We start from the raw sequence: 23,589 nt of genomic DNA, 5'->3' as shown, positions 1-23,589 counted from the left end.
TCGCCTGATGTTTATTAGTTTGTGGCGGGATATTCCTGAATTGTCACTTGCAGCGTGAGCTTCTTATCATCACGCATGACTTCTACTGGAATGACAGAGCCTGGACGAATCTCCGCGACCTGATCCATGGTGCCCAGAGCAGATATTGCAGGCTTGTGGTTCACCGAGATAATCACGTCATTAACCACCAGGCCTGCTTTTGCCGCTGGGCCGTCAGGCGTCACTTCGTTGACGATGATTCCCTGAATTTGGTCAATTCCGGTCGCCGGGCCATGTAATGGCGTTATCTCACGCCCGCCAATCCCAATGTAGCCACGAATCACGCGACCATCACGGATAAGCTTATCCATGATTTTGGTAGAGAGCTGGGTGGGAATAGCGAAGCCGATGCCTTCAGGTGTTTCACCATCGTTACTTTTATCAAACGAAAGGGTGTTGATACCCATGAGCTCGCCCAAGGAGTTGACCAATGCGCCACCGGAGTTCCCGTGGTTGATTGAGGCATCCGTTTGCAGGAAAGACTGACGGCCAGACGGGCTCAAGCCGATACGACCCGTGGCACTGATGATCCCCTGAGTAATCGTCTGACCCAGGTTATACGGGTTACCTATCGCCATCACGACATCGCCAATATGCGGCACACGTTTATTATTGATAGGAATAACCGGTAGGCTGGTGGCATTAATTTTCAGCACGGCCAAATCGGTCAGGCTATCAGACCCCACGAGCAACGCTTCAAAAACACGACCATCCTGCAGCGCAACGATAATTTGCTCAGCATCATTAATGACGTGCTTATTGGTAATAATGTAGCCGCGTTCATCCATGATGACGCCGGAACCGAGAGTTCGAATTTCTAGCTGGTTATGGGTATTACTGCCGACACTACGGTTATAAACATTCACCACAGCAGGTGCAGCACGGCGCACCGCCGAGTTATAGCTCAGCGGAGTTTCATCGGCACTGTCAAAGGTCGAGGGAGCTAAGGGGATGATTTTCTGGCGAAGCGTAGGCATTACTGCCAACAACAATCCTGCCACAATCAGGCCAAGCACCACCGAGCGTAATATCTTCAGAAACATGTATTTGAGTTAGTCAATAATAAACCGGGTGCAGGATAGCATGAGTTAATCGGACATCGTACCGCGATGTCCGATTACTGAACAGATTAGCGTACTAACAGATAGATACTCTCTTCACCACGCACGACATGCAGTGCAATAACGTCTGGTTTGCTTTCCAGCACCTTACGCATCTCGGCAATGCTTGTGACTTGCTCGCGGTTTACACCAACGATGAAATCATCTTTGTGCAATCCGGCTTGTGCGGCTGGAGTGCCTTTATCAACGCTTTCCAGCTTGATGCCTTTGGTGCCATCTTTTAACTGACCGTCGCTCAATGTTGCACCTTGCAACGCTGGCATGATCAGTTCCGCATTGGCCGAGGACGCGGTACTTTTATCAAGTGTCACGCTGACTTCTAACGGCTTCCCATCACGCAGTAAGCCAAGTTTCACCACTGTTCCAGGTTCCGTTGTGGCGATTTTTGCGCGAAGTTCCGCAAAACTTCCGATGGTTTTACCGTTCAGACTGGTAATCACATCACCGGCTTTGACACCTGCTTTAGCCGAACCCGATTGAGGCAATACTTCACTGACGAACGCACCGCGCTGAGTGGTCAGATTAAATGCTTTGGCAATATCAGCACTCATTTCAGTGCCTTTAATGCCAAGCAAACCGCGCTTAATCTCGCCAAACTCCATCAATTGTTTCGCCAGCGTTTGCGCCATATTACTCGGGATAGCAAAACCGATACCGACGCTGCCGCCGCTCGGCGCGAGGATTGCGGTGTTAATGCCGATGAGCTCGCCATTAAGATTCAGCAATGCGCCGCCGGAGTTACCACGGTTAATGGAGGCGTCTGTCTGGATAAAGTTTTCCAGCCCTTCGAGGTTTAGACCGCTGCGGCCCAGAGCTGAAACAATACCGGATGTCGCCGTTTGTCCCAGACCGAATGGATTACCTACGGCAACTGCAAAATCACCTACTCGTAGTTTGTCTGAATCCGCCACCGCGATTTGTGTCAGCCCGGTCGCATTCTGGATTTGAATCAGCGCAATATCACTTTGATCATCGCCACCAATCAATTTGGCATCAAACTCGCGCCCATCATTTAGCTGCACGCTGATTTTTTCGGCGTGATTGATGACGTGATTATTGGTCAGCACGTAGCCTTTCTCAGCGTTAATGATGACCCCGGAACCCAAGCCTTCAAACGGTTGAGCTTCTGAAGGAGGCATGTCATCGCCAAAAAACTTTTTAAATTCTTCAGGGACTTTCTGGGTTGGGGCTGCGGCCGTTCCTTCAACCTGAACACTGACCACGGCGGGTAATACTTTTTCCAGCATTGGCGCAAGACTTGGCAACGCCGGCTGACCCGGGATTTGCGCTGGTAACGACGCATTCACCTGCGATGCAACACCGAACGTTAGTCCGACACTTAGCGCTAAGGCACTCAACAACAGTGTTTGTTTCTTCATTGATGGCTTGCTCTCGTGACCTGGAAAAGGAAAACCCGACTTACCCGTCATCTTTCAAGCCGCATAGGCGTTGGTTGCAACCTGAAATCTAAAGCGGATGACATTCCGATGTTATTGAAATATCAGCCGGGTAACAATGTTGTTATAGAGTGAAGAGTTACTAGTAAATGATAGCTGTGCTGGAGAGAGATTAGGGGCACGGAAGCTGTACCCCTGAAAAAAATTCTACATTTGTGATTAATCGCGTTTTGCGCGCTCGGTACGCAGCAAACCGGATGCACCCTCAGAGTAGTCACGCGGCATTTGAACTGGAGCCTGATCGTTGCTGGCTTCTGATTCAGCGAGGCGGTTGCGGAACGGGTTCGCTTCGGCTGACATTTCCGGCAACAGGCTGCTAGAGCTTTTCGCCATATGTTGATAAAGCTGGCGATAATCATGAGCCATATTATCCAGCAACTCTGCGCTACGGGCAAAATGACTGACTAACTCTTCACGATACTCTTCAAGTTCTGCTTTGTTTTTCTCAATTTCGTACTGCATGGCCTGCTGCTGACGCAGCTTGCGGTTGCCAAAACGCATAGCAACTGCACCAACGATGATGCCAACAACTAACCCAATTAGCGCATATTCCCAGGTCATGAACTTCTCCCGTTGTCTTGTGTTTCCGTAGGGTAATGTAGCCACTATAACCGTTAACCTAAGAGAAGTGGAATCCTGACGCAGCATCGCTTAGGGTAGAACGGCCTTTTTTTCGACAACCGTCCTTTTTTGAGTACTAAGTAAACGGCAATCCGATTTTTAAGGGAATACCATAATACCATGCAAAATCTCTCTCCTGCATCGCTCTACCAACACGCCCTGGATGAGGGCAGCTATCAACCTGATGATGTTCAGCGTGAGGCCGTAGCCAGGCTGGATGCGATCTGGCTGGCGTTAAACAGCCAAACACCGGCAGTGGCCGTAAGCAGTGGTTTCTTTGGCAAATTGTTTGGTAAACGTAGCGCCTCGATGGCTCAGGACCCGGTTCGCGGGCTATATATGTGGGGCGGAGTGGGGCGCGGAAAGACTTGGTTAATGGACATGTTTTTTCAGAGTCTGCCTGGCGAGCGTAAGTTGCGACTGCACTTTCACCGCTTCATGCTGCGAGTCCATGAAGAGTTGGGTCAACTTCAAGGGCAAACCGATCCTCTGGAATTGATTGCCGATAAGTTTAAAGCGGAGACTGATATTCTCTGTTTTGATGAGTTTTTTGTTTCAGATATCACCGATGCGATGTTGCTTGGATCGCTGATGCAAGCCCTGTTCGCGCGGGGAATTACTCTTGTCGCCACCTCGAATATTCCACCTGATGAGCTATATCGTAATGGCTTACAGCGTGCACGTTTTTTGCCTGCAATTGATGCGATAAAACGCCATTGTGAAGTCATGAACGTCGACGCAGGCATTGATTACCGCCTGAGAACGCTGACTCAGGCTCACCTGTGGCTTTCTCCGCTTAATGACCAAACCGCACAGCAAATGGATAAACTCTATACCGCACTGGCTGGCACGGTACGCAAAGGGGAACCGGTACTGGAAATCAACCATCGTCCTTTAGCGACTCTTGGTCTGGCCAATCAAACGCTGGCGGTAGATTTTACCACCTTATGTGTCGATGCCCGTAGCCAACACGACTACATTGCGTTGTCGCGCCTATTTCATACGGTGATGCTATTTAACGTACCGGTAATGAACATCCGTAACGAAAATGAAGCGCGGCGATTCATTGCATTGGTGGATGAGTTTTACGAACGTCACGTCAAGCTAGTCGTTTCAGCGCATGTTCCCCTGTTTGAGATTTATCAGGGTGAAAGATTACGCTTTGAGTTTCAGCGCTGCTTGTCTCGTCTGCAGGAAATGCAAAGTGAAGAGTATTTGCGATTGCCGCATATGCCGTGAACCACAGTTTGAATGCAGAGTGACCACAAAGTGTGACAAAAACTACAAAAAGGTTCGACCTTTAGGGGCGACTTCCCTATAATCTTGCGACCCCACGTTACAACCATAGTTTTTTTCCCAAAACTTGGTCGTGCTGGCATTGGCTATTCGAAGGGGTAGGTTTGCCGGACTTTGTCGTGTGAACCTTGAACTGATTTTAAACGTTTGGGTGAACACCTACGTGTAACTATATATTGGGTAAGCTTTTAATGAAAACTTTTACAGCTAAACCAGAAACCGTACAGCGCGACTGGTTCGTTGTTGACGCTGACGGTAAGACCTTAGGTCGCCTGGCTACTGAATTGGCTCGCCGTCTGCGCGGTAAGCACAAAGCGGAATACACTCCGCACGTTGATACTGGTGATTACATCATCGTTCTGAACGCAGAAAAAGTTGCTGTAACCGGCAACAAGCGTTCTGACAAGATCTATTACCATCACACCGGCCACATCGGTGGTATCAAACAAGCGACCTTTGAAGAGATGATTGCCCGCCGTCCTGAGCGTGTGATTGAAATCGCGGTTAAAGGCATGCTGCCAAAGGGCCCGCTGGGCCGTGCTATGTTCCGTAAACTGAAAGTTTACGCGGGCACCGAGCACAACCACGCGGCACAGCAACCGCAAGTTCTGGACATTTAATCGGGATTATGGCAATGGCTGAAAATCAATACTACGGCACTGGTCGCCGCAAAAGTTCCGCAGCTCGCGTGTTTATCAAACCGGGCAGCGGCAAAATCGTTATCAACCAACGTTCTCTGGAACAGTACTTCGGTCGTGAAACTGCCCGCATGGTAGTTCGTCAGCCGCTGGAACTGGTTGATATGGTTGAGAAATTCGATCTGTACATCACTGTTAAAGGTGGTGGTACTTCTGGTCAGGCTGGTGCGATCCGTCACGGTATCACCCGCGCTCTGATGGAGTACGACGAGTCCCTGCGTGGCGAACTGCGTAAAGCTGGCTTCGTTACTCGTGATGCTCGTGAAGTTGAACGTAAGAAAGTCGGTCTGCGTAAAGCACGTCGTCGTCCTCAGTTCTCCAAGCGTTAATTGTCATCTGCATTATGCAGAATACAATTTGCGAAAAGCCCGGTCTTGTACCGGGTTTTTTTATGCCTGAAAATTATATTTAGTGTTGCTAACATAATGATAGCAATCACTTTTCAGTCAAATTCTAGATCCGCCCCCCACAAAACCCGTAAAATCTGGTAAACTATCAACCAATTTTCTGCCCTAAGGTCGGCATCAGTTTGTTTTCGCCTCGTTTTCTGGCGACTGATGGTTTTCCGGCGTATTGGGTATCAAACGGTCAGGTTAGTTGCCGCTTGCGGCTATTAGCAGTAATTATTCTGAATAAACTTGGAGGTTTTCATGGCTGTCGCTGCCAACAAACGTTCGGTGATGACGCTGTTTTCCGGTCCTACTGACATCTATAGCCATCAGGTACGTATCGTACTGGCTGAAAAAGGTGTTAGCGTTGAAATTGAGCATGTGGAAACGGATAACCTGCCTCAGGATCTGATTGACCTCAACCCAAATCACAGCGTACCGACCCTGGTTGACCGCGAACTTACCCTGTGGGAATCCCGCATCATCATGGAATATCTTGATGAGCGTTTCCCGCATCCACCATTAATGCCGGTTTACCCGGTTGCTCGTGGTGAAAGTCGCCTGTACATGCATCGTATCCAGAAAGACTGGTACTCACTGATGCACATCGTGATGAATGGTTCTGCTCAAGAAGCTGATGCTGCTCGCAAGCAATTACGTGAAGAATTGCTGGCTATCGCACCTGTATTTACTCAGAAACCTTTCTTCCTGAGTGATGAGTTCAGTCTGGTAGATTGCTACCTGGCACCGTTGCTGTGGCGTTTGCCGCAAATGGGCATTGAACTGGCAGGCGCAGGTTCTAAAGAGATGAAAGGCTACATGACTCGCGTATTTGAACGTGATTCATTCCTCGCTTCTCTAACCGAACCTGAGCGCGAAATGCGTCTGCAGACTCGGGGCTAATTAATGGATATGTCACAATTGTCACCACGTCGTCCGTATCTTCTTCGTGCTTTCTACGAATGGCTACTGGATAACCAGCTGACTCCGCATCTGGTGGTGGATGTGACATTGCCTGGCGTACATGTCCCGATGGAATATGCACGTGATGGGCAAATTGTCCTGAATATTGCACCGCGTGCAGTAGGAAACCTGGAACTGGCTAACAACGAAGTGCGCTTTAATGCACGTTTCGGTGGTGTGCCGCGTCAGGTATTTGTTCCTATGGCCGCGGTTCTGGCTATCTACGCCCGTGAAAATGGTGCAGGCACCATGTTCGAGCCTGAAGCCAGTTATGACGAAGAAGGCGAAAGTCATAACGATATTGAGCAGTTGCCATCTGATTCAGAAATGGTGATGCAGGTGATCGATGGTGATCGCCCTGATCACGACGAAGACGATAACAACCCGGATGATGATCCTCCTCCACGTGGTGGCCGCCCAGCCCTGCGTGTAGTGAAGTAGCTCGCGAATTCATGCAATTAAAATGCAAATCGAAGCCAGTCTAATGACTGGCTTTTTCTTGCTTAAATAAACGCATGGGTGGCATCTTTACGTATGCCAAGATTTGCTGTGTTATGATTCGACAATACTATTTGCGATCTTCCTTCCATTTAATGGCCAGATTCTGACGCGATGAGCACATTTGACGAGCAGCCTCCTGAGATAACTGACACTATCGGGCATACGATGCGCCGTCGCCCGCTTGCGCGTAAAAAACTCTCGGAAATGGTGGAAGAAGAGCTTGAGCAGATGATTCGTCGGCGCGAGTTTGCTGAAGGTGAGCAATTGCCTTCGGAACGCGAGCTGATGGCTTTTTTCAATGTCGGTCGTCCTTCGGTGCGCGAAGCGCTTGCAGCGCTTAAACGTAAAGGGCTGGTGCAAATCAGCAACGGCGAACGTGCCCGTGTTTCACGCCCTTCCGCAGACACGATTATTGGCGAGCTTTCTGGTGTGGCGAAGGATTTCCTATCCCGTCCTGGCGGCATTGCTCACTTTGAACAACTGCGCATGTTCTTTGAATCCAGTCTGGTTCGTTATGCCGCAGAGTTTGCTACAGACGAGCAAATCGCGCGTTTAGGGCAGGCGCTGGAGATGAATAACCAGGCTCTTGATGATAATGATCTGTTCATTCGATCCGATATCGAATTCCATCGGGAACTGGCGGAAATACCTGATAACCCGATTTTCATGGCAGTACATGTTGCATTGTTGGACTGGCTCATTGCCGCACGCCCTGCGGTTTCTCAAGATACACTTCACGCACATAATACCGTTAGCTATCAGCAACATATTGAAATTTTCAACGCGATAAAAGCACGCGATCCCGATGCTGCTGACGCGGCACTAAAGGCTCACCTGAAGAGTGTGTTTGCATCCTATTACCCGACACCGCGCAAACGCTCATCTAAAAAGTAACCTGCGTTAATCTGAGATCTAACGCCGACTTTCTAAGTAACGCCTGAACAACCATCATAATTTCATATGAACAAGATCGCATCCTTACGCCTTTGAGATGTAATGTTTACTTTTTGATCTGGTATAACAGGTATAAAGGTATATCGTTATTTTTAGAAACCAGACAACAAAGAGGCGTTTATGACACAGAAACTTCGGGGTGTGATGCCAGCACTGCTTACACCTTTCAATCAGCAACAGCAGGTGGATACCAACAGCTTACGCCGCCTGGTTCGTTTTAATATTGAACAGGGTGTTGATGGCCTTTATGTTGGAGGTTCTACCGGGGAAGCCTTCTTGCAGAGCACTCAGGAACGTGAGCAGGTGTTGGAAATCGTTGCGGAAGAAGCCAAAGGAAAAGTGACTTTAATTGCTCACGTGGGTGGCATCAGCACACATGAAAGCCAGACACTGGCGAATGCCGCACACCGCTACGGATTTGATGCAGTCTCCGCAGTGACCCCTTTTTACTACCCATTCAGCTTTGACGAACATTGCGATCATTATCGCGCGGTGATTGATTCGTCAGGCGGTTTACCGATGGTGGTATACAACATTCCGGCACTGAGCGGCGTTAAGCTCTCACTTGAGCAGATTGATACATTGATCAATTTGCCTGGTGTTGGTGCATTGAAACAAACCTCTGGCGATCTTTACCAGATGGAGCAGATCCGTCGTGCTCATCCGGATCTGGTGCTCTACAACGGTTACGATGAAATCTTCGCATCTGGTTTGCTTGCTGGTGCTGATGGTGGCATTGGCAGCACTTACAACGTAATGGGTTGGCGGTATCTGGCAATTAAACAGGCTGTGCAGGAAGGCAATTTCCAGCGCGCTAGCCAGCTACAGAGTGAGTGCAACAAGGTCATTGATTTGCTCATAAAAGTCGGTGTTTTCCGGGGTCTCAAAACCTTACTGCATTACATGGATGTCGTTGCTGTACCCCTATGCCGCAAGCCGTTTGCAGCGGTTGATGAGCAGTATCTGCCTGAGCTTAAAGCGCTTGCCGCGCAACTTCAGAATGAACGCACAGCGTTCTGAATGATGTACATGAATCATGATGCTGAAAACCAGCATTGAGAATACCTAATCTGACCTAACCAAAGGGCGGGTTCCGCTGAACCCGTACCGGGAGTGCTTTATGAATAACACTGCCCAACAGATCCCGTGGTATCGCCATTTGACTAAGCCGCAATGGAAAGCATTTTCAGCTGCATGGATTGGCTACTTGTTGGATGGTTTTGATTTTGTCCTGATAGCGTTAGTACTGACTGAAATTCAAAGTGAATTTGGGCTGACGACGATCCAGGCTGCGAGTTTAATTTCCGCAGCATTTATCTCACGTTGGTTTGGTGGTCTGGTTTTAGGTGCAATGGGCGACCGTTATGGCCGTAAACTCGCCATGATAACCAGCATCGTCCTGTTTTCTTTCGGTACGCTGGCGTGTGGTTTCGCACCTGGTTTTACCACCATGTTTCTTGCACGGCTGTTAATTGGTATGGGAATGGCAGGCGAGTACGGCTCGAGTGCGACTTATGTCATCGAAAGCTGGCCAAGGCATCTGCGTAATAAAGCGAGCGGTTTTCTGATTTCTGGCTTCTCTGTGGGCGCGGTGATTGCGGCACAGGTATATAGCGTTGTCGTCCCTGCCTGGGGCTGGCGAGCGCTGTTTTTCATCGGCATTTTACCGATCATATTCGCACTGTGGTTGCGTAAAAATATTCCAGAGGCAGAAGACTGGAAAGAGAAGTTTGCTGATAAAAAACCAACCAAAACCATGGTGGACATTTTGTACCGTGGCGAACATCGCCTCATCAACGTAGGTTTGACGATCGTAGCCGCGGCAGCTCTTTACTTCTGTTTTGCTGGCAATCTCGGCAATGCGGCGCTTGTCGCTGTCCTCGGTTTAATATGCGCGGCGATTTTCATTAGCTTCATGGTTCAAAGTAGCGGTAAACGCTGGCCGACAGGCGTAACGTTGATGGTCGTCGTTTTCTTTGCTTTCCTCTATTCCTGGCCAATTCAGGCATTGTTACCAACTTACCTGAAAACTGAACTGGCCTACAACCCTGCAACAGTGGCGCATGTCTTGTTCTTTAGCGGATTTGGTGCGGCAGTAGGGTGTTGTGTGGGTGGTTTTCTTGGCGATTGGTTAGGCACGCGTAAAGCCTACGTCTGTAGTTTACTGGCATCACAACTGTTGATCATTCCTGTCTTCGCTATCGGCGGCGGTAACATTTGGGTGCTGGGCCTGCTGCTTTTCTTACAACAAATGTTGGGGCAGGGAATTTCCGGGATTTTGCCAAAACTGATTGGTGGTTATTTCGATACTGAGCAACGAGCGGCAGGATTGGGCTTCACCTATAACGTTGGCGCACTGGGTGGTGCATTGGCTCCAGTGATTGGAGCAACCATCGCTCAGCGTCTTGATTTAGGTACGGCATTGGCCTCGCTTTCGTTCAGCCTGACCTTTGTGGTCATCCTGCTGATTGGTCTGGATATGCCATCTCGCATACAGCGTTGGATTCACCCTGAGGCGCTACGCACTCATGATGCTATCGACGGCAAACCGTTTAGCGGTGCAATTCAGACCGGTGTAACGAAGAGCCGAATCATGCAAAAGACGGTCAAATAACATTGCTGTAGTAAGCATAAAAAAGCCCGGAGATAGGAACATCACCGGGCTTTTTGTATAACTGCAGGTCGGGCATGTGTCGTCCGGGCATGCGAATGCTGCCCGGCATACATTACACTTCGAGGAAGTTCAGGATCCCGTCAGCGGCTTTACGGCCTTCTGCGATTGCCGTAACCACCAGGTCAGAACCACGAACAGCATCACCGCCAGCAAAGATTTTCGGGTTGCTGGTCTGGAACGGATTGTCACTACCTTCCGGTGCCAGAATACGACCCTGGCTGTCGAGTTCAACGCTGTGTTTTTCCAGCCATTGCATAGCATGTGGGCGGAAACCAAACGCCATAATCACTGCATCGGCAGGCACCACGTGCTCTGATCCCGCAACGATTTCTGGACGACGACGGCCATGTGCATCTGGTGCACCCAGTTCGGTACGAGCAACTTTCACGCCCGATACGCGACCATTGGCATTAACTTCTACGCCTAACGGCTGAACGTTGAACTGGAATTCCACACCTTCTTCACGCGCATTTTTCACTTCGCGCTTAGAGCCTGGCATGTTCTCTTCATCACGACGGTAAGCGCAGATCACGTGCGTTGCGCCCTGACGAACAGAAGTACGTACGCAGTCCATCGCAGTATCACCACCGCCAAGCACCACAACGCGTTTGCCTTCCAGATTCACATATGGCTCTTCTGGTGAGTCAGTGAAGCCCATAATCTGTTTGGTGTTGGCAATGAGGAACGGCAGGGCATCATAAACGCCCGTCGCATCTTCATTCTCTAATCCACCACGCATCGACTGATAAGTGCCGACGCCCAGGAATACGGAATCAAACTCTTTCAGCAGGTCGTCAATCTGAACATCACGACCCACTTCGGTGTTCAGTTTGAACTCAATACCCATGCCACTGAAGATCTCACGGCGCTTCGTCATCACCTCTTTTTCCAGCTTGAAGGCCGGAATACCGAAGGTCAGAAGGCCACCGATTTCTGGGTGGCGGTCATAAACAACCGCTTTTACGCCGTTACGCGCCAGCACATCGGCACACGCAAGCCCCGCCGGGCCTGCGCCGATAATGGCAACACGTTTTCCGGTTTGCTTCACGCCGGTCAAATCTGGTTTCCAACCCATCTCAATCGCTTTATCGTTGATATAGCGCTCGATGTTACCGATGGTGACGGCACCAAACTCATCATTCAGCGTACAAGAACCTTCGCACAAACGGTCTTGTGGGCACACACGGCCACACACTTCCGGCAGGCTGTTTGTCTGGTGTGACAATTCAGCCGCTTCGATAATGCGCCCTTCGTTGGCAAGCTTCAGCCAGTTAGGAATGTAGTTATGAACCGGGCATTTCCATTCACAGTATGGGTTACCGCAGGACAGGCAGCGGTCTGCCTGTGCTTTGGCCTGTCCTTCTGAGAATGGCTCGTAAATTTCTACAAATTCAATTTTACGGATCTTGAGCGGTTTCTTTGGCGGATCAACGCGCTGTAAGTCGATAAATTGGTATACGTTTTGACTCATCGTGACCCCTTACTGCGCCTGCACCCGCAGCTCAGCTGCGGAACGACTACGGTGACCCAACAATGCTTTGACATCACTGGACTTCGGTTTAACCAACGTGAATTTCGACGCAAACTCTGGCCAGTGAGCCAGAATTTCTTCACCGCGCTGGGAGCCCGTCAGTTGCACGTGCTCGGTAATCATACCGCGCAGGTGTTCTTCGTGAATGGCCAGCTCATCAACGTTGAGCAGTTCTACCAGCTCAGGGTTAACGCGTTTACGGAAATCACCGTCTTCATCCAGTACGTATGCGAAACCGCCGGTCATACCTGCACCGAAGTTGACGCCAGTTTTACCGATGACACAGACAATACCGCCCGTCATGTATTCACAACCGTTATCGCCAATGCCTTCAACAACGGTAATCGCACCGGAGTTACGCACTGCGAAACGCTCGCCCGCACGGCCAGCAGCGTAAAGTTTACCGCCCGTTGCACCGTACAAACAGGTATTACCAATAATGGTCGCTTCGTGGCTGCGGAAGGCTGAACCTACCGGAGGACGCAAAGAGATCAAACCGCCGGCCATACCTTTACCAACATAGTCGTTCGCATCGCCAGTCAGGTGCAGTTCAACGCCACCGGCGTTCCACACACCGAAGCTCTGTCCAGCAGTACCGCTGAAATGCGCTTTAATCGGATCGGCTGCAAGACCCTGATCGCCGTTATGTTGCGCGATGTAGCCTGACAACGTTGCACCCACTGAGCGATCGGTATTGCGGATATCAAACCAGAACGTTTTGCTCTGTTTGTCATCCACATACTGCTTCGCCTGGTTCAGCAGTTGGGCGTTCAGGTCGCCTTTATCAAACGGCGGGTTAGTTTCAGTGCAGTACACCGCTTTGCCCGGCATCGGTTCCGCTGTTTTCAGCAGATTAGACAAATCCAGGTTTTGTTGTTTAGCCGTGAAACCGTCCAGCTCTTTGAGCAGTTCAGTCCGGCCAATCAAGTCAACCAGGCGCTTGACGCCAAGCTGCGCCATCAACTCACGTGTTTCACGGGCGATGAATTCAAAGTAATTAGTCACTTTAAATGGCAGGCCGTGATAGTGGTTCTTGCGCAGTTTTTCATCCTGGGTTGCAACACCGGTTGCGCAGTTGTTCAGGTGGCAAATACGCAGGTATTTACAACCCAGCGCGACCATTGGGCCGGTACCGAAACCAAAGCTTTCCGCGCCAAGAATTGCGGCTTTGATGATGTCGAGACCCGTTTTCAGGCCGCCATCAACTTGCAGACGGATTTTGTGACGCAGACCGTTAGCCACCAGTGCCTGCTGTGTTTCCACCAGACCCAGTTCCCACGGACAGCCAGCATACTTCACAGAAGACAGCGGGCTTGCGCCTGTACCACCGTCGTAACCGGCGATAGTAATCAGGTCGGCATAAGCTTTAGCCACACCGGTTGCGATGGTGCCAACACCGGGTTCAGAAACCAGCTTAACTGAAATCATCGCTTTCGGATTGACCTGCTTGAGGTCGAAAATTAGCTGCGCCAAATCTTCGATAGAGTAAATATCGTGATGCGGCGGAGGGGAGATCAGGGTCACGCCCGGCACTGAATAACGCAGTTTCGCGATATATGGCGTGACCTTATCGCCCGGTAGCTGACCGCCTTCGCCAGGCTTAGCACCCTGAGCGACTTTAATCTGGATAACATCAGCGTTTACCAGGTAAGCAGGGGTCACACCAAAGCGACCAGAAGCCACCTGTTTGATACGGGACACTTTATTGGTGCCGTAACGCGCAGGATCTTCGCCACCTTCACCAGAGTTGGAATTCCCGCCGATGCTGTTCATCGCTTCAGCCAGTGATTCATGCGCTTCCGGGCTTAATGCACCGATAGACATCGCGGCAGTATCGAAGCGTTTGTAAAGCTCAGAAGCAGGCTCTACATCTTCAATTTTGACCGTTTCACCTTGCGGATCCAGAGCAAGCATATCGCGCAGTGTTGCCACCGGACGCTCGTTAACCAGCTTCGCGTACTCCTGATAATCTTTGTACTCGCCGCTGTTTACCGCTTTTTGCAGCGTCTGCACCACATCCGGGTTGTAAGCGTGATATTCGCCACCGTGGACGTATTTCAGCTGCCCGCCTTGATCCAGCGGCTTGCGTGCTAACCACGCGCGCTTGGACAGATTCAACAAGTCTTGTTGGAAGTCGTTGAAACCTGCACCACCAATACGGCTGACAACGCCCTGGAAGCACAGTTCAGACACTTCTTTATGCAGGCCAACCGCTTCAAACAGCTTCGAGCAACGATAAGAGGCGATAGTCGAGATGCCCATTTTGGACATAATCTTGTAGAGCCCTTTGTTGATGCCATTGCGGTAGTTTTGCATCACTGCACGGTAAGATTTTTCAATCGCACCGTTGTCGACCAACTTCGCCAGGGATTCGTAAGCGAGGTATGGGTAGATGGCGGTGGCGCCAAAACCGAGCAGTACAGCGAAGTGGTGCGGGTCGCGCGCACTTGCCGTTTCAACAATAATGTTCGCATCGCAACGCAGGTTCTTTTCAACCAGACGGGTCTGGATCGCGCCAACCGCCATTGGAGCTGGAACCGGCAAACGATTTTTAGCGATGTTACGGTCAGAAAGCACCAATAAAACAGTACCGTTGCGAACCATGCGTTCCGCTTCATCGCACAGCGCAGTCACTGTTTCGTGCAACGACTGCGTGGAAACATCGTATGTGATGTCCAGTGTGTCGGCACGGTAGTGCTGCTCTTCAAGCGAGGTAAGCTGTTGGAAATCAGACCACAGCAGAATCGGTGATTTGAAGCTCAGGCGGTGCGCCTGGCCTTCTGCTTCACAGAAGACGTTCATTTCACGGCCGATGCTGGTTGCCAGCGACATCACGTGCGCTTCGCGCAGCGGATCGATTGGCGGGTTTGTTACCTGCGCAAACTGCTGGCGGAAGTAATCGTAAATAATGCGTGGTTGGCTGGAAAGTACGGCAAACGGGGTATCATCCCCCATTGAACCGACGGCTTCCTGGCCATTTTCACCTAACACGCGAATCACAGAATCCAGTTCTTCGACGCTGTAGTTGAACTGTTTCTGGAAGCTTGAAAGCGTATCGTCGTCCAATTCACGAGTGCCGACTTCTTCGTCTGGCAAATCTTCAAACGGTACCAGGCGACGAACGTTATTTTCCATCCACTCTTTATACGGGTGGCGGCTTTTCAGATCGGCATCGGTTTCAGCTGAATGCAGAATACGGCCAATACGCGTGTCGATAACCATCAACTCGCCTGGACCGACGCGCCCTTTTTCTATCACTTCATCAGGCTGGTAATCCCAGATCCCGACTTCGGAAGCACAAGTGATCAGCTTATCTTTGGTGATGACGTAGCGTGCCGGACGCAGGCCATTACGGTCCAGGTTACAGGCAGCATATCGCCCGTCGGACATTACGATACCGGCCGGGCCATCCCACGGCTCCATGTGCATGGAGTTAAAGTCGAAGAAGGCCCGCAGTTCTGGGTCCATGTTCGGGTTGTTCTGCCAGGCTGGTGGTACCAGCAAACGCATGGCACGAACGATGTCCATACCCCCTGCCAGCAGCAATTCCAGCATGTTATCCATTGAACTGGAGTCAGAGCCGGTTTCGTTGACGAACGGCGCTGCATCATGAAGATCCGGGATCAGCGGGGTCTGGAATTTATAAGTACGTGCGCGTGCCCACTGACGGTTACCGGTGATGGTATTGATTTCACCATTGTGTGCCAGGTAGCGGAACGGCTGAGCCAGCGGCCAGCGTGGTACGGTGTTGGTGGAGAAACGCTGGTGGAACAGGCAAATTGCAGATTCCAGGCGTAAGTCCGCCAGGTCCAGGTAGAAACGCGGCAAATCTGCCGGCATACACAGACCTTTATAGATGTTTACCAGGTTGGAGAGACTACAAACGTAGAAGTCTTTATCCTGGATGCGTTTCTCAATGCGGCGACGGGCGATAAACAGGCGACGTTCCATATCACGTGGGCGCCAGCCGGCCGGAGCATTAACAAAAATTTGTTCGATGCGAGGTTTTGAGGAGAGGGCGATTTCACCGAGTACGTCTTCATTAGTAGGCACTTCGCGCCAGCCAACAATCGACAGGGTCTCGTTTTGCAACTCTTCTTCAACAATGCGGCGGCTTGCATTCGCCAACGCATCATCTTTATTTAAGAAAATCATGCCGACGGCATAATTTTTTGCCAAACGCCAGCCACGCTCTTCCGCAACGATTCGGAAGAAACGGTCAGGCTTTTGCAACAGCAGGCCACAACCATCACCGGTTTTACCATCGGCGAGGATTGCTCCACGGTGTTGCATTCGGGCCAGTGCGTGAATAGCAGTACGCACTACCTTGTGGCTAGGTTCGCCTTCTATGTGGGCGATCAGGCCGAAACCACAGTTATCCTTCTCAAGGGATTTATCGTACAACATATCAGTGAACCTCCCCAGGCTCTACGTGACTCCCTACCAACCGTTTGCGTCCAGACGCAACAAGGGCATGGCGACGGGGTTTGCGCATCTACGCATTCCTCGCGTGTCGCCCTCTTGATGTCTAACGCATCCGATTTCACAAGTGTTGAGGACTTGCTTTTGAGGGAATCTTAATTACTGCATAAATATGATGGGCACAGAACCCATCCAGAAAGCTTCCAGCGGATTTCCAAGTTATCGGGAAAGCGCACACAGGTCAAATGGCATTCTTATTTATACGAATATGTGCTAAACGTCATATAACACAATGAAAATAATCACTTTATTATCATTTTTATCGTATTTAAGCGGCAAGATAATCACCAGGTTAATGTGATCTCTCTCACTATCTGAGGGGCTGCAAAATTCCAGACCATACTGGCAATGCTGGTATTGGCAGGATCTTATGCTATCAATGGGGTTCGGCGTGTTGTATGCCACTGTTTTTCACAGGGTCACAGATTCTTTAAAAATAGAGGCTCAATATAAGGAAAAGTAATCATCTGGTGGGTGCGTAAAATTGCATTAATTTTGCATTTATATGCAATAGATAAAGCTGCGCCAGAGCGATTGATCCAGGTCATCGCTAAAATGGGCAGAAAATGGCAGGCTACATCCCTTTTACAGGGCGGCCCATCAGATTATGCAGTTACAGAAATTAGTCAATATGTTTGGTGGTGATCTTCAGCGCCGTTATGGTCATAAAGTCCATAAACTCACGCTGCACGGTGGTTTTAGCTGCCCAAACCGTGACGGAACCATTGGACGAGGGGGGTGTACTTTCTGCAACGTGGCGTCTTTTGCTGATGAAACCCAACAACATCATTCCATCGCCGAACAACTCGAGCGCCAGGCGCAGTTGGTTAACCGAGCTAAGCACTATCTCGCCTATTTCCAGGCGTACACCAGTACATGGGCAGAAGTGCAGGTGTTGCGTTCGATGTATCAGCAAGCCGTCAGCCAGGCCAGTATTGTCGGCTTATGTGTCGGCACACGTCCAGATTGCGTGCCAGATAGCGTGCTCGATTTGTTAAGTGAATATCATGACAAAGGTTATGAAGTTTGGTTAGAACTGGGCTTGCAGACGGCACATGACAAAACACTGCATCGGATTAATCGTGGGCATGATTTTGCCTGTTATCAGGAAACCACGCGTCGTGCCCGTGCGCGCGGTTTGAAAGTATGCAGCCACCTGATTGTTGGTCTGCCAGGTGAAGGCCAGGAACATTGCCTGCAAACGCTGGAAAAAGTTGTTGAGACTGGTGTAGACGGCATCAAACTCCACCCTCTCCATATTGTTAGCGGTAGTACGATGGCTAAAAGTTGGCAGGCTGGACGCTTGCAGGGTATCGAACTGGAGGAGTACGCGACGACCGCCGGCGAGATGATTCGCCATACGCCACTCGATATTGTCTACCATCGCATTTCTGCAAACGCCCGCCGTCCCACCTTGCTGGCACCATTATGGTGCGAAAATCGATGGACCGGAATGGGGGAGATCGATAAGTATCTGACAAGCCATGGTACTCAGGGTTCGGCGCTCGGAACGCCGTGGGACCCGACATTTCTGTTGTAATTCCTGAGCGTGTGATCTTTTTGCGGTATATTTAGCAGATTGAAGGCGAAGGAAACGTTCCATGAAGCAAATCCGGTTACTTGCGCAGTATTACGTTGATTTGATGGTGAAGCTCGGATTAGTGCGCTTCTCTTTGTTGCTGGCTTCCGCATTGGTGGTGCTGGCTATTGTCGTGCAAATGGCCGTGACAATGCTGTTACGCGGCCAGGTCGAAAGTATTGATGTCGTTCGCTCGATCTTTTTTGGTCTGTTAATTACTCCCTGGGCCGTCTATTTCCTTTCTGTGGTGGTTGAACAACTCGAAGAGTCGCGCCAACGGCTGTCAAAGCTTGTGGAGAAACTCGAAGAGATGCGCGAAAGGGATCTGAAACTCAATGTGCAGCTCAAAGACAACATTGCACAATTGAATCAGGAAATTGCCGTTCGCGTTAAAGCTGAGGATGAGCGTCAGGCCATGCTTGAGCAGCTTAAGGTTGAGATGCAAGAGCGTGAGGAGACGCAAATCCAGCTGGAGCAGCAATCCTCATTTCTCCGCTCTTTCCTTGATGCCTCGCCGGATCTCGTTTTTTATCGCAATGAAGACAAAGAGTTTTCAGGCTGTAACAGAGCCATGGAATTGCTGACGGGAAAAAGTGAGAAGCAATTAATCAGCCTGAAGCCAGCAGATGTGTATTCGCCAGAAGCGGCCCTGAAGGTGATTGAAACCGACGAAAAAGTATTTCGTCATAACGTGTCTCTGACCTATGAACAATGGTTGGATTATCCTGATGGCCGCAAAGCCTGCTTTGAAATTCGTAAAGTTCCGTACTATGACCGCGTAGGTAAACGCCACGGTTTAATGGGATTTGGTCGTGATATTACCGAGCGTAAGCGGTATCAAGATGCGCTTGAGCGCGCCAGCCGGGATAAAACCACCTTCATTTCAACCATCAGCCATGAGTTGCGCACGCCGCTTAATGGTATCGTCGGATTGAGTCGTATCCTGCTGGATACAGAGCTGAATTCTGAACAAACCAACTACCTCAAAACTATCCATGTCTCGGCTATTACACTCGGTAATATTTTTAACGATATCATCGATATGGATAAACTCGAGCGCCGTAAGGTTCAGCTTGATAACCAGCCAATTGATTTCACCAGTTTCCTCGCCGATTTAGAAAATCTCTCGGGTTTACAGGCTCAACAAAAAGGGCTGAAGCTGGAAATGAACCCTACGTTGCCACTGCCGCATAAAGTGGTGACAGATGGAACGCGCTTGCGTCAGATCCTGTGGAACCTCATCAGTAATGCCGTGAAGTTCACCCCTAAAGGCGGCGTGGTTGCTGTGCGCGTGTGTTATGAAGAAGAAAACATACTGCGCTTTGAAGTTCAGGATTCCGGCATTGGTATTCCTCAGGACGAACAAGACAAGATCTTCGCCATGTATTACCAGGTGAAAGACAGTCATGGTGGTAAACCGGCTACTGGGACAGGGATTGGGTTGGCGGTTTCACGTCGTCTGGCTAAGAGTATGGGCGGCGATATAACCGTTAGCAGTACGCCAGGTGAAGGCTCACTGTTTACCCTGACGATTCAGGCTCCTCGCGTTGCGGATGAAGTCGAAGACACTCTTAACGATGACGAAATGCCTCTGCCTGCGTTGCACGTTTTGCTGGTGGAAGATATTGAGCTCAATGTCATTGTTGCGCGCTCGGTACTTGAGAAACTCGGCAATAGCGTAGATGTCGCCATGACGGGTAAAGAAGCGCTGGAAAAATTCACTCCAGGGGAATATGACCTGGTGCTGCTGGATATCCAGTTGCCTGATATGACCGGCCTGGATATTTCCCGGCAATTGACCACGCGTTATGCGCGTGAAGATTTACCACCGCTGGTGGCGTTGACTGCTAACGTATTGAAAGATAAAAAAGAGTATCTGGATGCTGGCATGGATGATGTGCTGAGCAAACCCCTCTCTGTTCCGGCGTTAATGGCGATGATCCAAAAATTCTGGGACAACCAACAGTCAGAGTCTAAGAAGGAGTCTCAAGTGCCTCAAGTTAATAGTGAGAAGCAGCAAGCATTGCTCGATATTCCGATGCTTGAGCAGTATATGGACCTCGTCGGGCCAAAACTGATTACCGATGGACTGGCGATGTTTGAAAAAATGATGCCGGGTTACCTGAGTGTACTGGACTCTAATATGACCGCCCGCGACCAAAAAGGGGTTGTGGAAGAAGGGCATAAAATTAAAGGGGCCGCGGGTTCTGTCGGGCTACGTCATTTGCAGCAAGTCGCTCAGCAAATTCAATCGCCGGATTTACCTGCGTGGTCAGAAAATGTGGGTGAGTGGATTGAAGAGTTGAAACAAGAATGGCAACACGATGTTGATGTTCTGAAGGCTTGGGTGGCGAACGCTCCCAAAAAATGACCCCGGATAAACCGGGGTGCGCGAATTCTGCGCCAACACCAGGGAAAAAGTAGGTTGCGCCGTTGAGTTATAAGTCATTATCCAAATGGCGCAGCCGATAATCTCGTGTGCTGCTCAGGCATTAAGATAGCAAATCTTAAATAGTTTGTTACATGATTCAGTAAAATGTGTGAAGCATAGCGATCAAATTGTCATAACTGATGATAAAAATTGCATGATGAAAAGGAATGGCCAAATGAAGAAGATTGGTGTTGTGCTCAGTGGATGCGGGGTCTACGACGGAAGCGAGATTCAGGAAGCTGTCATTACCTTGCTTGCTATCGCTCGCTCAGGTGCTGAAGCTGTATGCTTCGCACCCGATAAAACTCAAGCAGATGTAATCAATCACCTTACTAATAATGAGTCTACTGAGTATCGTAATGTACTGGCCGAAGCGGCACGAATCACTCGCGGTGCGGTAATGCCATTGGCTCAGGCTGATGCTAACGAACTCGATGCATTGATAGTCCCCGGTGGTTTCGGAGCGGCTAAAAACCTGTGCAATTTTGCAAGTCTTGGTAGCGAGTGCCAGATTGATGGCGATTTGCGACGCCTTGCCCGGGATTGCCATGCTCAGGGTAAACCACTCGGTTTCATCTGCATTGCCCCGGTGATGTTGCCAAAGATTCTTGATGTACCGGTGCGTTTGACCATTGGTACTGATATTGACACCGCCGAGATAGTTGAAGAGATGGGTGCCGAACATGTTCCATGTCCGGTCGACGATATTGTGGTCGATGAAGAACATAAAGTGGTGACGACACCTGCGTACATGTTAGCGACACGCATTGACGAGGCTGCTTTGGGTATCGAAAAGCTGGTGGCTCGTGTTGTGGATATGACTGAATGAAGAAAGGGCGTATCGCGCTCTTGAGTTACTTCAAGCGCTGGCTGCTACGTTGCTTGCTGGCGCTGGTCGGAATTTGGCTGGCGGGAATAATTCTGTTTAGCTTTATGCCAGTGCCGTTTTCAGCGGTCATGGTCGAGCGTCAGTTTAGTGCCTGGTTCAGCGGTGACTTCAGTTATGTTGCGCATTCGGATTGGGTGAGCATGGATGAGATCTCGCCGTGGATGGGGCTTGCGGTTATCGCTGCGGAAGATCAGAAATTCCCTGACCACTGGGGTTTTGATATTGCCGCTATTGAGAAAGCCGTTGCTCATAACGAACGTAATGAAAATCGTGTTCGCGGCGCGTCAACGCTTTCACAGCAAACCGCAAAAAACCTGTTTCTTTGGGACGGACGTAGCTATGTGCGCAAAGGTCTTGAGGCAGGATTAACTCTCGGTATGGAAGTGGTTTGGACGAAACGTCGCATCCTGACGGTTTATCTGAATATTGCTGAATTTGGTGACGGGATTTTTGGTGTTGAAGAAGCTTCGCAGCGTTATTTCCATAAACCAGCAAGCCGCCTGACTGCATCTGAGGCTGCCTTACTAGCGGCAGTATTACCGAATCCCATTCGTTTTAAAGCGAATGCGCCTTCCGGGTATGTACGCCAACGTCAGCAATGGATTTTGCGCCAGATGCGCCAACTGGGTGGCGAGTCATTCCTGGCGCAGAATGAATTGAATTAGAACCTATTCCATCAGGCGTTATTGATGCAGCCAGTTTGGCTTCGGACAGCGCGCAAGAACCGGAGCGTACATAAAGTACGTGAGGATTCTGAGCACTGCCCAGGGGGAAAATGGCAAATAAAATAGCCTGATGGGATAGGTTCTTAGTCTTCGTCAAAACCGGCATTAAACAAAGCGATAACCGCGTTCAATGCTTGTTCTTCTTCTGGGCCGGTGACTTCAATTTCAATGTGGCCACCTTTGGCAGAATCCAGCATCAGTAGTGCAATGACGCTATTGGCTTCTGCCTCAGTACCGGCTTCGTTACGCAACATCACCTCAGCATCAAAGCTTTGTACCAATTCGAACAGCTTCATTGCTGGGCGTGCATGCATGCCCAGTTTGTTGGTTATTTCAACGGTCTGTTTTACGGTCATGTTTTGCGTTTTTCCAGCGTACGGTGGCGGGACTGCACATTCTTGCCACGCGAGCGAAAATAATCTGCCAACTGTTCAGCAATATAAACTGAACGGTGTTTACCGCCGGTACATCCAATCGCCACCGTCAGGTAGCTACGATTGTTGGTTTCCAGCATGGGTAACCATAGCTCAAGATAGCTACGTGTTTGGTAGATAAAATTGTGCACTTCGGTATGACGGTCGAGGAACGCAGCCACAGGTCTGTCCAAACCCGTCATCGGACGCAGTTTCGGGTCCCAGTGTGGGTTCGGCAAAAAGCGCACGTCAAACACATAATCCGCATCAATCGGAATGCCGTGTTTAAAGCCAAAGGATTCGAAGACCATGGTCAGTTCGCGTTCACGCTTACCAAGCAGGCGGGTACGCAACATTTCCGCGAGCTCATGCACTGACATCTCAGAAGTATCAATGATCAGGTCGGCTCTTGATTTCAATGGCTCCAGCAAATCACTTTCTTCATCTATCGCACTTTCTAGCGACAGATTTTTACTTGAAAGCGGATGCAGACGGCGAGTGTCACTATAACGACGAATCAGCGTGTTGCGATCGGCATCAAGGAACAACAATTGCGGCGAAAAGGTATCAGGCAGGTTAGTCATTGCCTGTTCAAAAATTTCTGGGTTTTCCGGCATGTTACGCACATCAATGCTGACTGCCGCAGAAATTTGGCGCTCTGCGAGAGTTTTGGCAAGATCAGGCAACAGTACCACTGGCAGGTTATCTACACAGTAGAATCCCATATCTTCTAATGCACGCAAGGCTACAGACTTCCCTGAACCAGAGCGGCCGCTGACAATCATCAGCACCATGTCATCACTCCCCCAACTTCTCTTGCTGTGGC

19 protein-coding genes are annotated in these 23,589 nt (G+C 50.0%); 12 read left to right on the top strand and 7 right to left on the bottom strand.

All coding sequences use genetic code 11. From position 1 onward, the window contains the following. Positions 1-14: 14 nt before the first annotated feature. The 3 genes from degS to zapG form a co-directional block, all read right to left on the bottom strand. The gene (gene degS, locus BSPA111_RS09095; protein WP_183270829.1) at positions 15-1,082 is read right to left on the bottom strand and encodes an outer membrane-stress sensor serine endopeptidase DegS; all 1,068 of its coding nucleotides are present in this window, start codon (positions 1,080-1,082) and stop codon (positions 15-17) included. Between the two features lie 86 nt (positions 1,083-1,168). Then, positions 1,169-2,539, bottom strand: coding sequence for a serine endoprotease DegQ (gene degQ / locus BSPA111_RS09090; RefSeq protein WP_183270828.1), 1,371 nt, complete (start codon positions 2,537-2,539; stop codon positions 1,169-1,171). A gap of 237 nt (positions 2,540-2,776) precedes the next feature. Then, entirely contained in the window at positions 2,777-3,178 is a 402-nt protein-coding gene (gene zapG / locus BSPA111_RS09085; RefSeq protein WP_064543068.1) for a Z-ring associated protein ZapG, read from the bottom strand. Positions 3,179-3,358: 180 nt separating this feature from the next. Here zapG and zapE point away from each other — a divergent pair, with 180 nt between their 5' ends. The 8 genes from zapE to BSPA111_RS09045 all read left to right on the top strand — a co-directional run bounded on the left by zapE (position 3,359) and on the right by BSPA111_RS09045 (position 10,653). Continuing rightward, a complete protein-coding gene (gene zapE, locus BSPA111_RS09080) occupies positions 3,359-4,477 on the top strand; it encodes a cell division protein ZapE (RefSeq protein ID WP_183270827.1) in 1,119 nt (372 codons plus the stop codon). 248 nt (positions 4,478-4,725) lie between these two features. Further along, the gene (gene rplM / locus BSPA111_RS09075) at positions 4,726-5,154 is read left to right on the top strand and encodes a 50S ribosomal protein L13 (protein ID WP_183270826.1); all 429 of its coding nucleotides are present in this window, start codon (positions 4,726-4,728) and stop codon (positions 5,152-5,154) included. Between the two features lie 14 nt (positions 5,155-5,168). Then, positions 5,169-5,561, top strand: coding sequence for a 30S ribosomal protein S9 (rpsI, locus tag BSPA111_RS09070; RefSeq protein WP_064543072.1), 393 nt, complete (start codon positions 5,169-5,171; stop codon positions 5,559-5,561). A 321-nt stretch (positions 5,562-5,882) separates the two neighbouring features. Beyond that, a complete protein-coding gene (sspA, locus tag BSPA111_RS09065) occupies positions 5,883-6,524 on the top strand; it encodes a stringent starvation protein SspA (RefSeq protein WP_139879730.1) in 642 nt (213 codons plus the stop codon). A 3-nt stretch (positions 6,525-6,527) separates the two neighbouring features. After that, a complete protein-coding gene (gene sspB / locus BSPA111_RS09060) occupies positions 6,528-7,025 on the top strand; it encodes a ClpXP protease specificity-enhancing factor (RefSeq protein ID WP_183270825.1) in 498 nt (165 codons plus the stop codon). Between the two features lie 171 nt (positions 7,026-7,196). After that, positions 7,197-7,979, top strand: a complete 783-nt coding sequence (locus BSPA111_RS09055; protein WP_183270824.1) for a transcriptional regulator NanR — start codon at positions 7,197-7,199, stop codon at positions 7,977-7,979. Between the two features lie 180 nt (positions 7,980-8,159). Next, entirely contained in the window at positions 8,160-9,059 is a 900-nt protein-coding gene (gene nanA / locus BSPA111_RS09050; RefSeq protein ID WP_183270823.1) for an N-acetylneuraminate lyase, read from the top strand. A gap of 100 nt (positions 9,060-9,159) precedes the next feature. Then, positions 9,160-10,653, top strand: coding sequence for an MFS transporter (locus tag BSPA111_RS09045; protein ID WP_183270822.1), 1,494 nt, complete (start codon positions 9,160-9,162; stop codon positions 10,651-10,653). Between the two features lie 112 nt (positions 10,654-10,765). Here the strand turns inward: BSPA111_RS09045 and BSPA111_RS09040 are convergent, their stop codons facing one another. Continuing rightward, on the bottom strand, positions 10,766-12,184 hold the full coding sequence (locus tag BSPA111_RS09040) for a glutamate synthase small subunit (protein WP_183270821.1): 1,419 nt from the start codon (positions 12,182-12,184) through the stop codon (positions 10,766-10,768). Positions 12,185-12,193: 9 nt separating this feature from the next. Continuing rightward, on the bottom strand, positions 12,194-16,651 hold the full coding sequence (gene gltB / locus BSPA111_RS09035; RefSeq protein WP_183270820.1) for a glutamate synthase large subunit: 4,458 nt from the start codon (positions 16,649-16,651) through the stop codon (positions 12,194-12,196). A 682-nt stretch (positions 16,652-17,333) separates the two neighbouring features. Here gltB and BSPA111_RS09030 point away from each other — a divergent pair. From BSPA111_RS09030 to mtgA, 4 genes are all read left to right on the top strand, one after another. Further along, a complete protein-coding gene (locus tag BSPA111_RS09030) occupies positions 17,334-18,266 on the top strand; it encodes a TIGR01212 family radical SAM protein (protein ID WP_183270819.1) in 933 nt (310 codons plus the stop codon). Positions 18,267-18,327: 61 nt separating this feature from the next. Further along, positions 18,328-20,676, top strand: a complete 2,349-nt coding sequence (arcB, locus tag BSPA111_RS09025) for an aerobic respiration two-component sensor histidine kinase ArcB (RefSeq protein ID WP_183270818.1) — start codon at positions 18,328-18,330, stop codon at positions 20,674-20,676. Between the two features lie 235 nt (positions 20,677-20,911). Next, positions 20,912-21,565, top strand: a complete 654-nt coding sequence (gene elbB, locus BSPA111_RS09020; RefSeq protein ID WP_183270817.1) for an isoprenoid biosynthesis glyoxalase ElbB — start codon at positions 20,912-20,914, stop codon at positions 21,563-21,565. After that, on the top strand, positions 21,562-22,290 hold the full coding sequence (gene mtgA / locus BSPA111_RS09015) for a monofunctional biosynthetic peptidoglycan transglycosylase (protein WP_183270816.1): 729 nt from the start codon (positions 21,562-21,564) through the stop codon (positions 22,288-22,290). The genes elbB and mtgA overlap by 4 nt, the downstream gene beginning before the upstream one ends. A gap of 143 nt (positions 22,291-22,433) precedes the next feature. Here mtgA and npr read toward each other — a convergent pair whose 3' ends face one another. Beyond that, positions 22,434-22,706 carry a PTS phosphocarrier protein NPr gene (npr, locus tag BSPA111_RS09010; protein ID WP_064543100.1) on the bottom strand — a complete coding sequence of 91 codons (273 nt, stop codon included), beginning with the start codon at positions 22,704-22,706 and terminating at the stop codon, positions 22,434-22,436. Then, positions 22,703-23,557: an RNase adapter RapZ gene (gene rapZ, locus BSPA111_RS09005; RefSeq protein WP_183270815.1), complete on the bottom strand. Its 855-nt coding sequence runs from the start codon at positions 23,555-23,557 to the stop codon at positions 22,703-22,705. Before rapZ ends, npr begins: the two co-directional genes overlap by 4 nt. Positions 23,558-23,589 lie beyond the last annotated feature (32 nt).

Origin of the sequence: Buttiauxella sp. A111, assembly GCF_014189855.1 — a bacterium.
GTDB lineage: Bacteria > Pseudomonadota > Gammaproteobacteria > Enterobacterales > Enterobacteriaceae > Buttiauxella > Buttiauxella selenatireducens.
Note: the sequence above shows the minus strand (reverse complement) of the source record. Positions and strands in the feature narration are given on the sequence as shown.

Coding starts and splice junctions, on each gene's coding strand:
- degS (WP_183270829.1), bottom strand. CDS start 1,082: ATGTTTCTGAAGATATTACGCTCGGTGGTGCTTGGCCTGATTGTGGCA.
- degQ (WP_183270828.1), bottom strand. CDS start 2,539: ATGAAGAAACAAACACTGTTGTTGAGTGCCTTAGCGCTAAGTGTCGGA.
- zapG (WP_064543068.1), bottom strand. CDS start 3,178: ATGACCTGGGAATATGCGCTAATTGGGTTAGTTGTTGGCATCATCGTT.
- zapE (WP_183270827.1), top strand. CDS start 3,359: ATGCAAAATCTCTCTCCTGCATCGCTCTACCAACACGCCCTGGATGAG.
- rplM (WP_183270826.1), top strand. CDS start 4,726: ATGAAAACTTTTACAGCTAAACCAGAAACCGTACAGCGCGACTGGTTC.
- rpsI (WP_064543072.1), top strand. CDS start 5,169: ATGGCTGAAAATCAATACTACGGCACTGGTCGCCGCAAAAGTTCCGCA.
- sspA (WP_139879730.1), top strand. CDS start 5,883: ATGGCTGTCGCTGCCAACAAACGTTCGGTGATGACGCTGTTTTCCGGT.
- sspB (WP_183270825.1), top strand. CDS start 6,528: ATGGATATGTCACAATTGTCACCACGTCGTCCGTATCTTCTTCGTGCT.
- BSPA111_RS09055 (WP_183270824.1), top strand. CDS start 7,197: ATGAGCACATTTGACGAGCAGCCTCCTGAGATAACTGACACTATCGGG.
- nanA (WP_183270823.1), top strand. CDS start 8,160: ATGACACAGAAACTTCGGGGTGTGATGCCAGCACTGCTTACACCTTTC.
- BSPA111_RS09045 (WP_183270822.1), top strand. CDS start 9,160: ATGAATAACACTGCCCAACAGATCCCGTGGTATCGCCATTTGACTAAG.
- BSPA111_RS09040 (WP_183270821.1), bottom strand. CDS start 12,184: ATGAGTCAAAACGTATACCAATTTATCGACTTACAGCGCGTTGATCCG.
- gltB (WP_183270820.1), bottom strand. CDS start 16,651: ATGTTGTACGATAAATCCCTTGAGAAGGATAACTGTGGTTTCGGCCTG.
- BSPA111_RS09030 (WP_183270819.1), top strand. CDS start 17,334: ATGCAGTTACAGAAATTAGTCAATATGTTTGGTGGTGATCTTCAGCGC.
- arcB (WP_183270818.1), top strand. CDS start 18,328: ATGAAGCAAATCCGGTTACTTGCGCAGTATTACGTTGATTTGATGGTG.
- elbB (WP_183270817.1), top strand. CDS start 20,912: ATGAAGAAGATTGGTGTTGTGCTCAGTGGATGCGGGGTCTACGACGGA.
- mtgA (WP_183270816.1), top strand. CDS start 21,562: ATGAAGAAAGGGCGTATCGCGCTCTTGAGTTACTTCAAGCGCTGGCTG.
- npr (WP_064543100.1), bottom strand. CDS start 22,706: ATGACCGTAAAACAGACCGTTGAAATAACCAACAAACTGGGCATGCAT.
- rapZ (WP_183270815.1), bottom strand. CDS start 23,557: ATGGTGCTGATGATTGTCAGCGGCCGCTCTGGTTCAGGGAAGTCTGTA.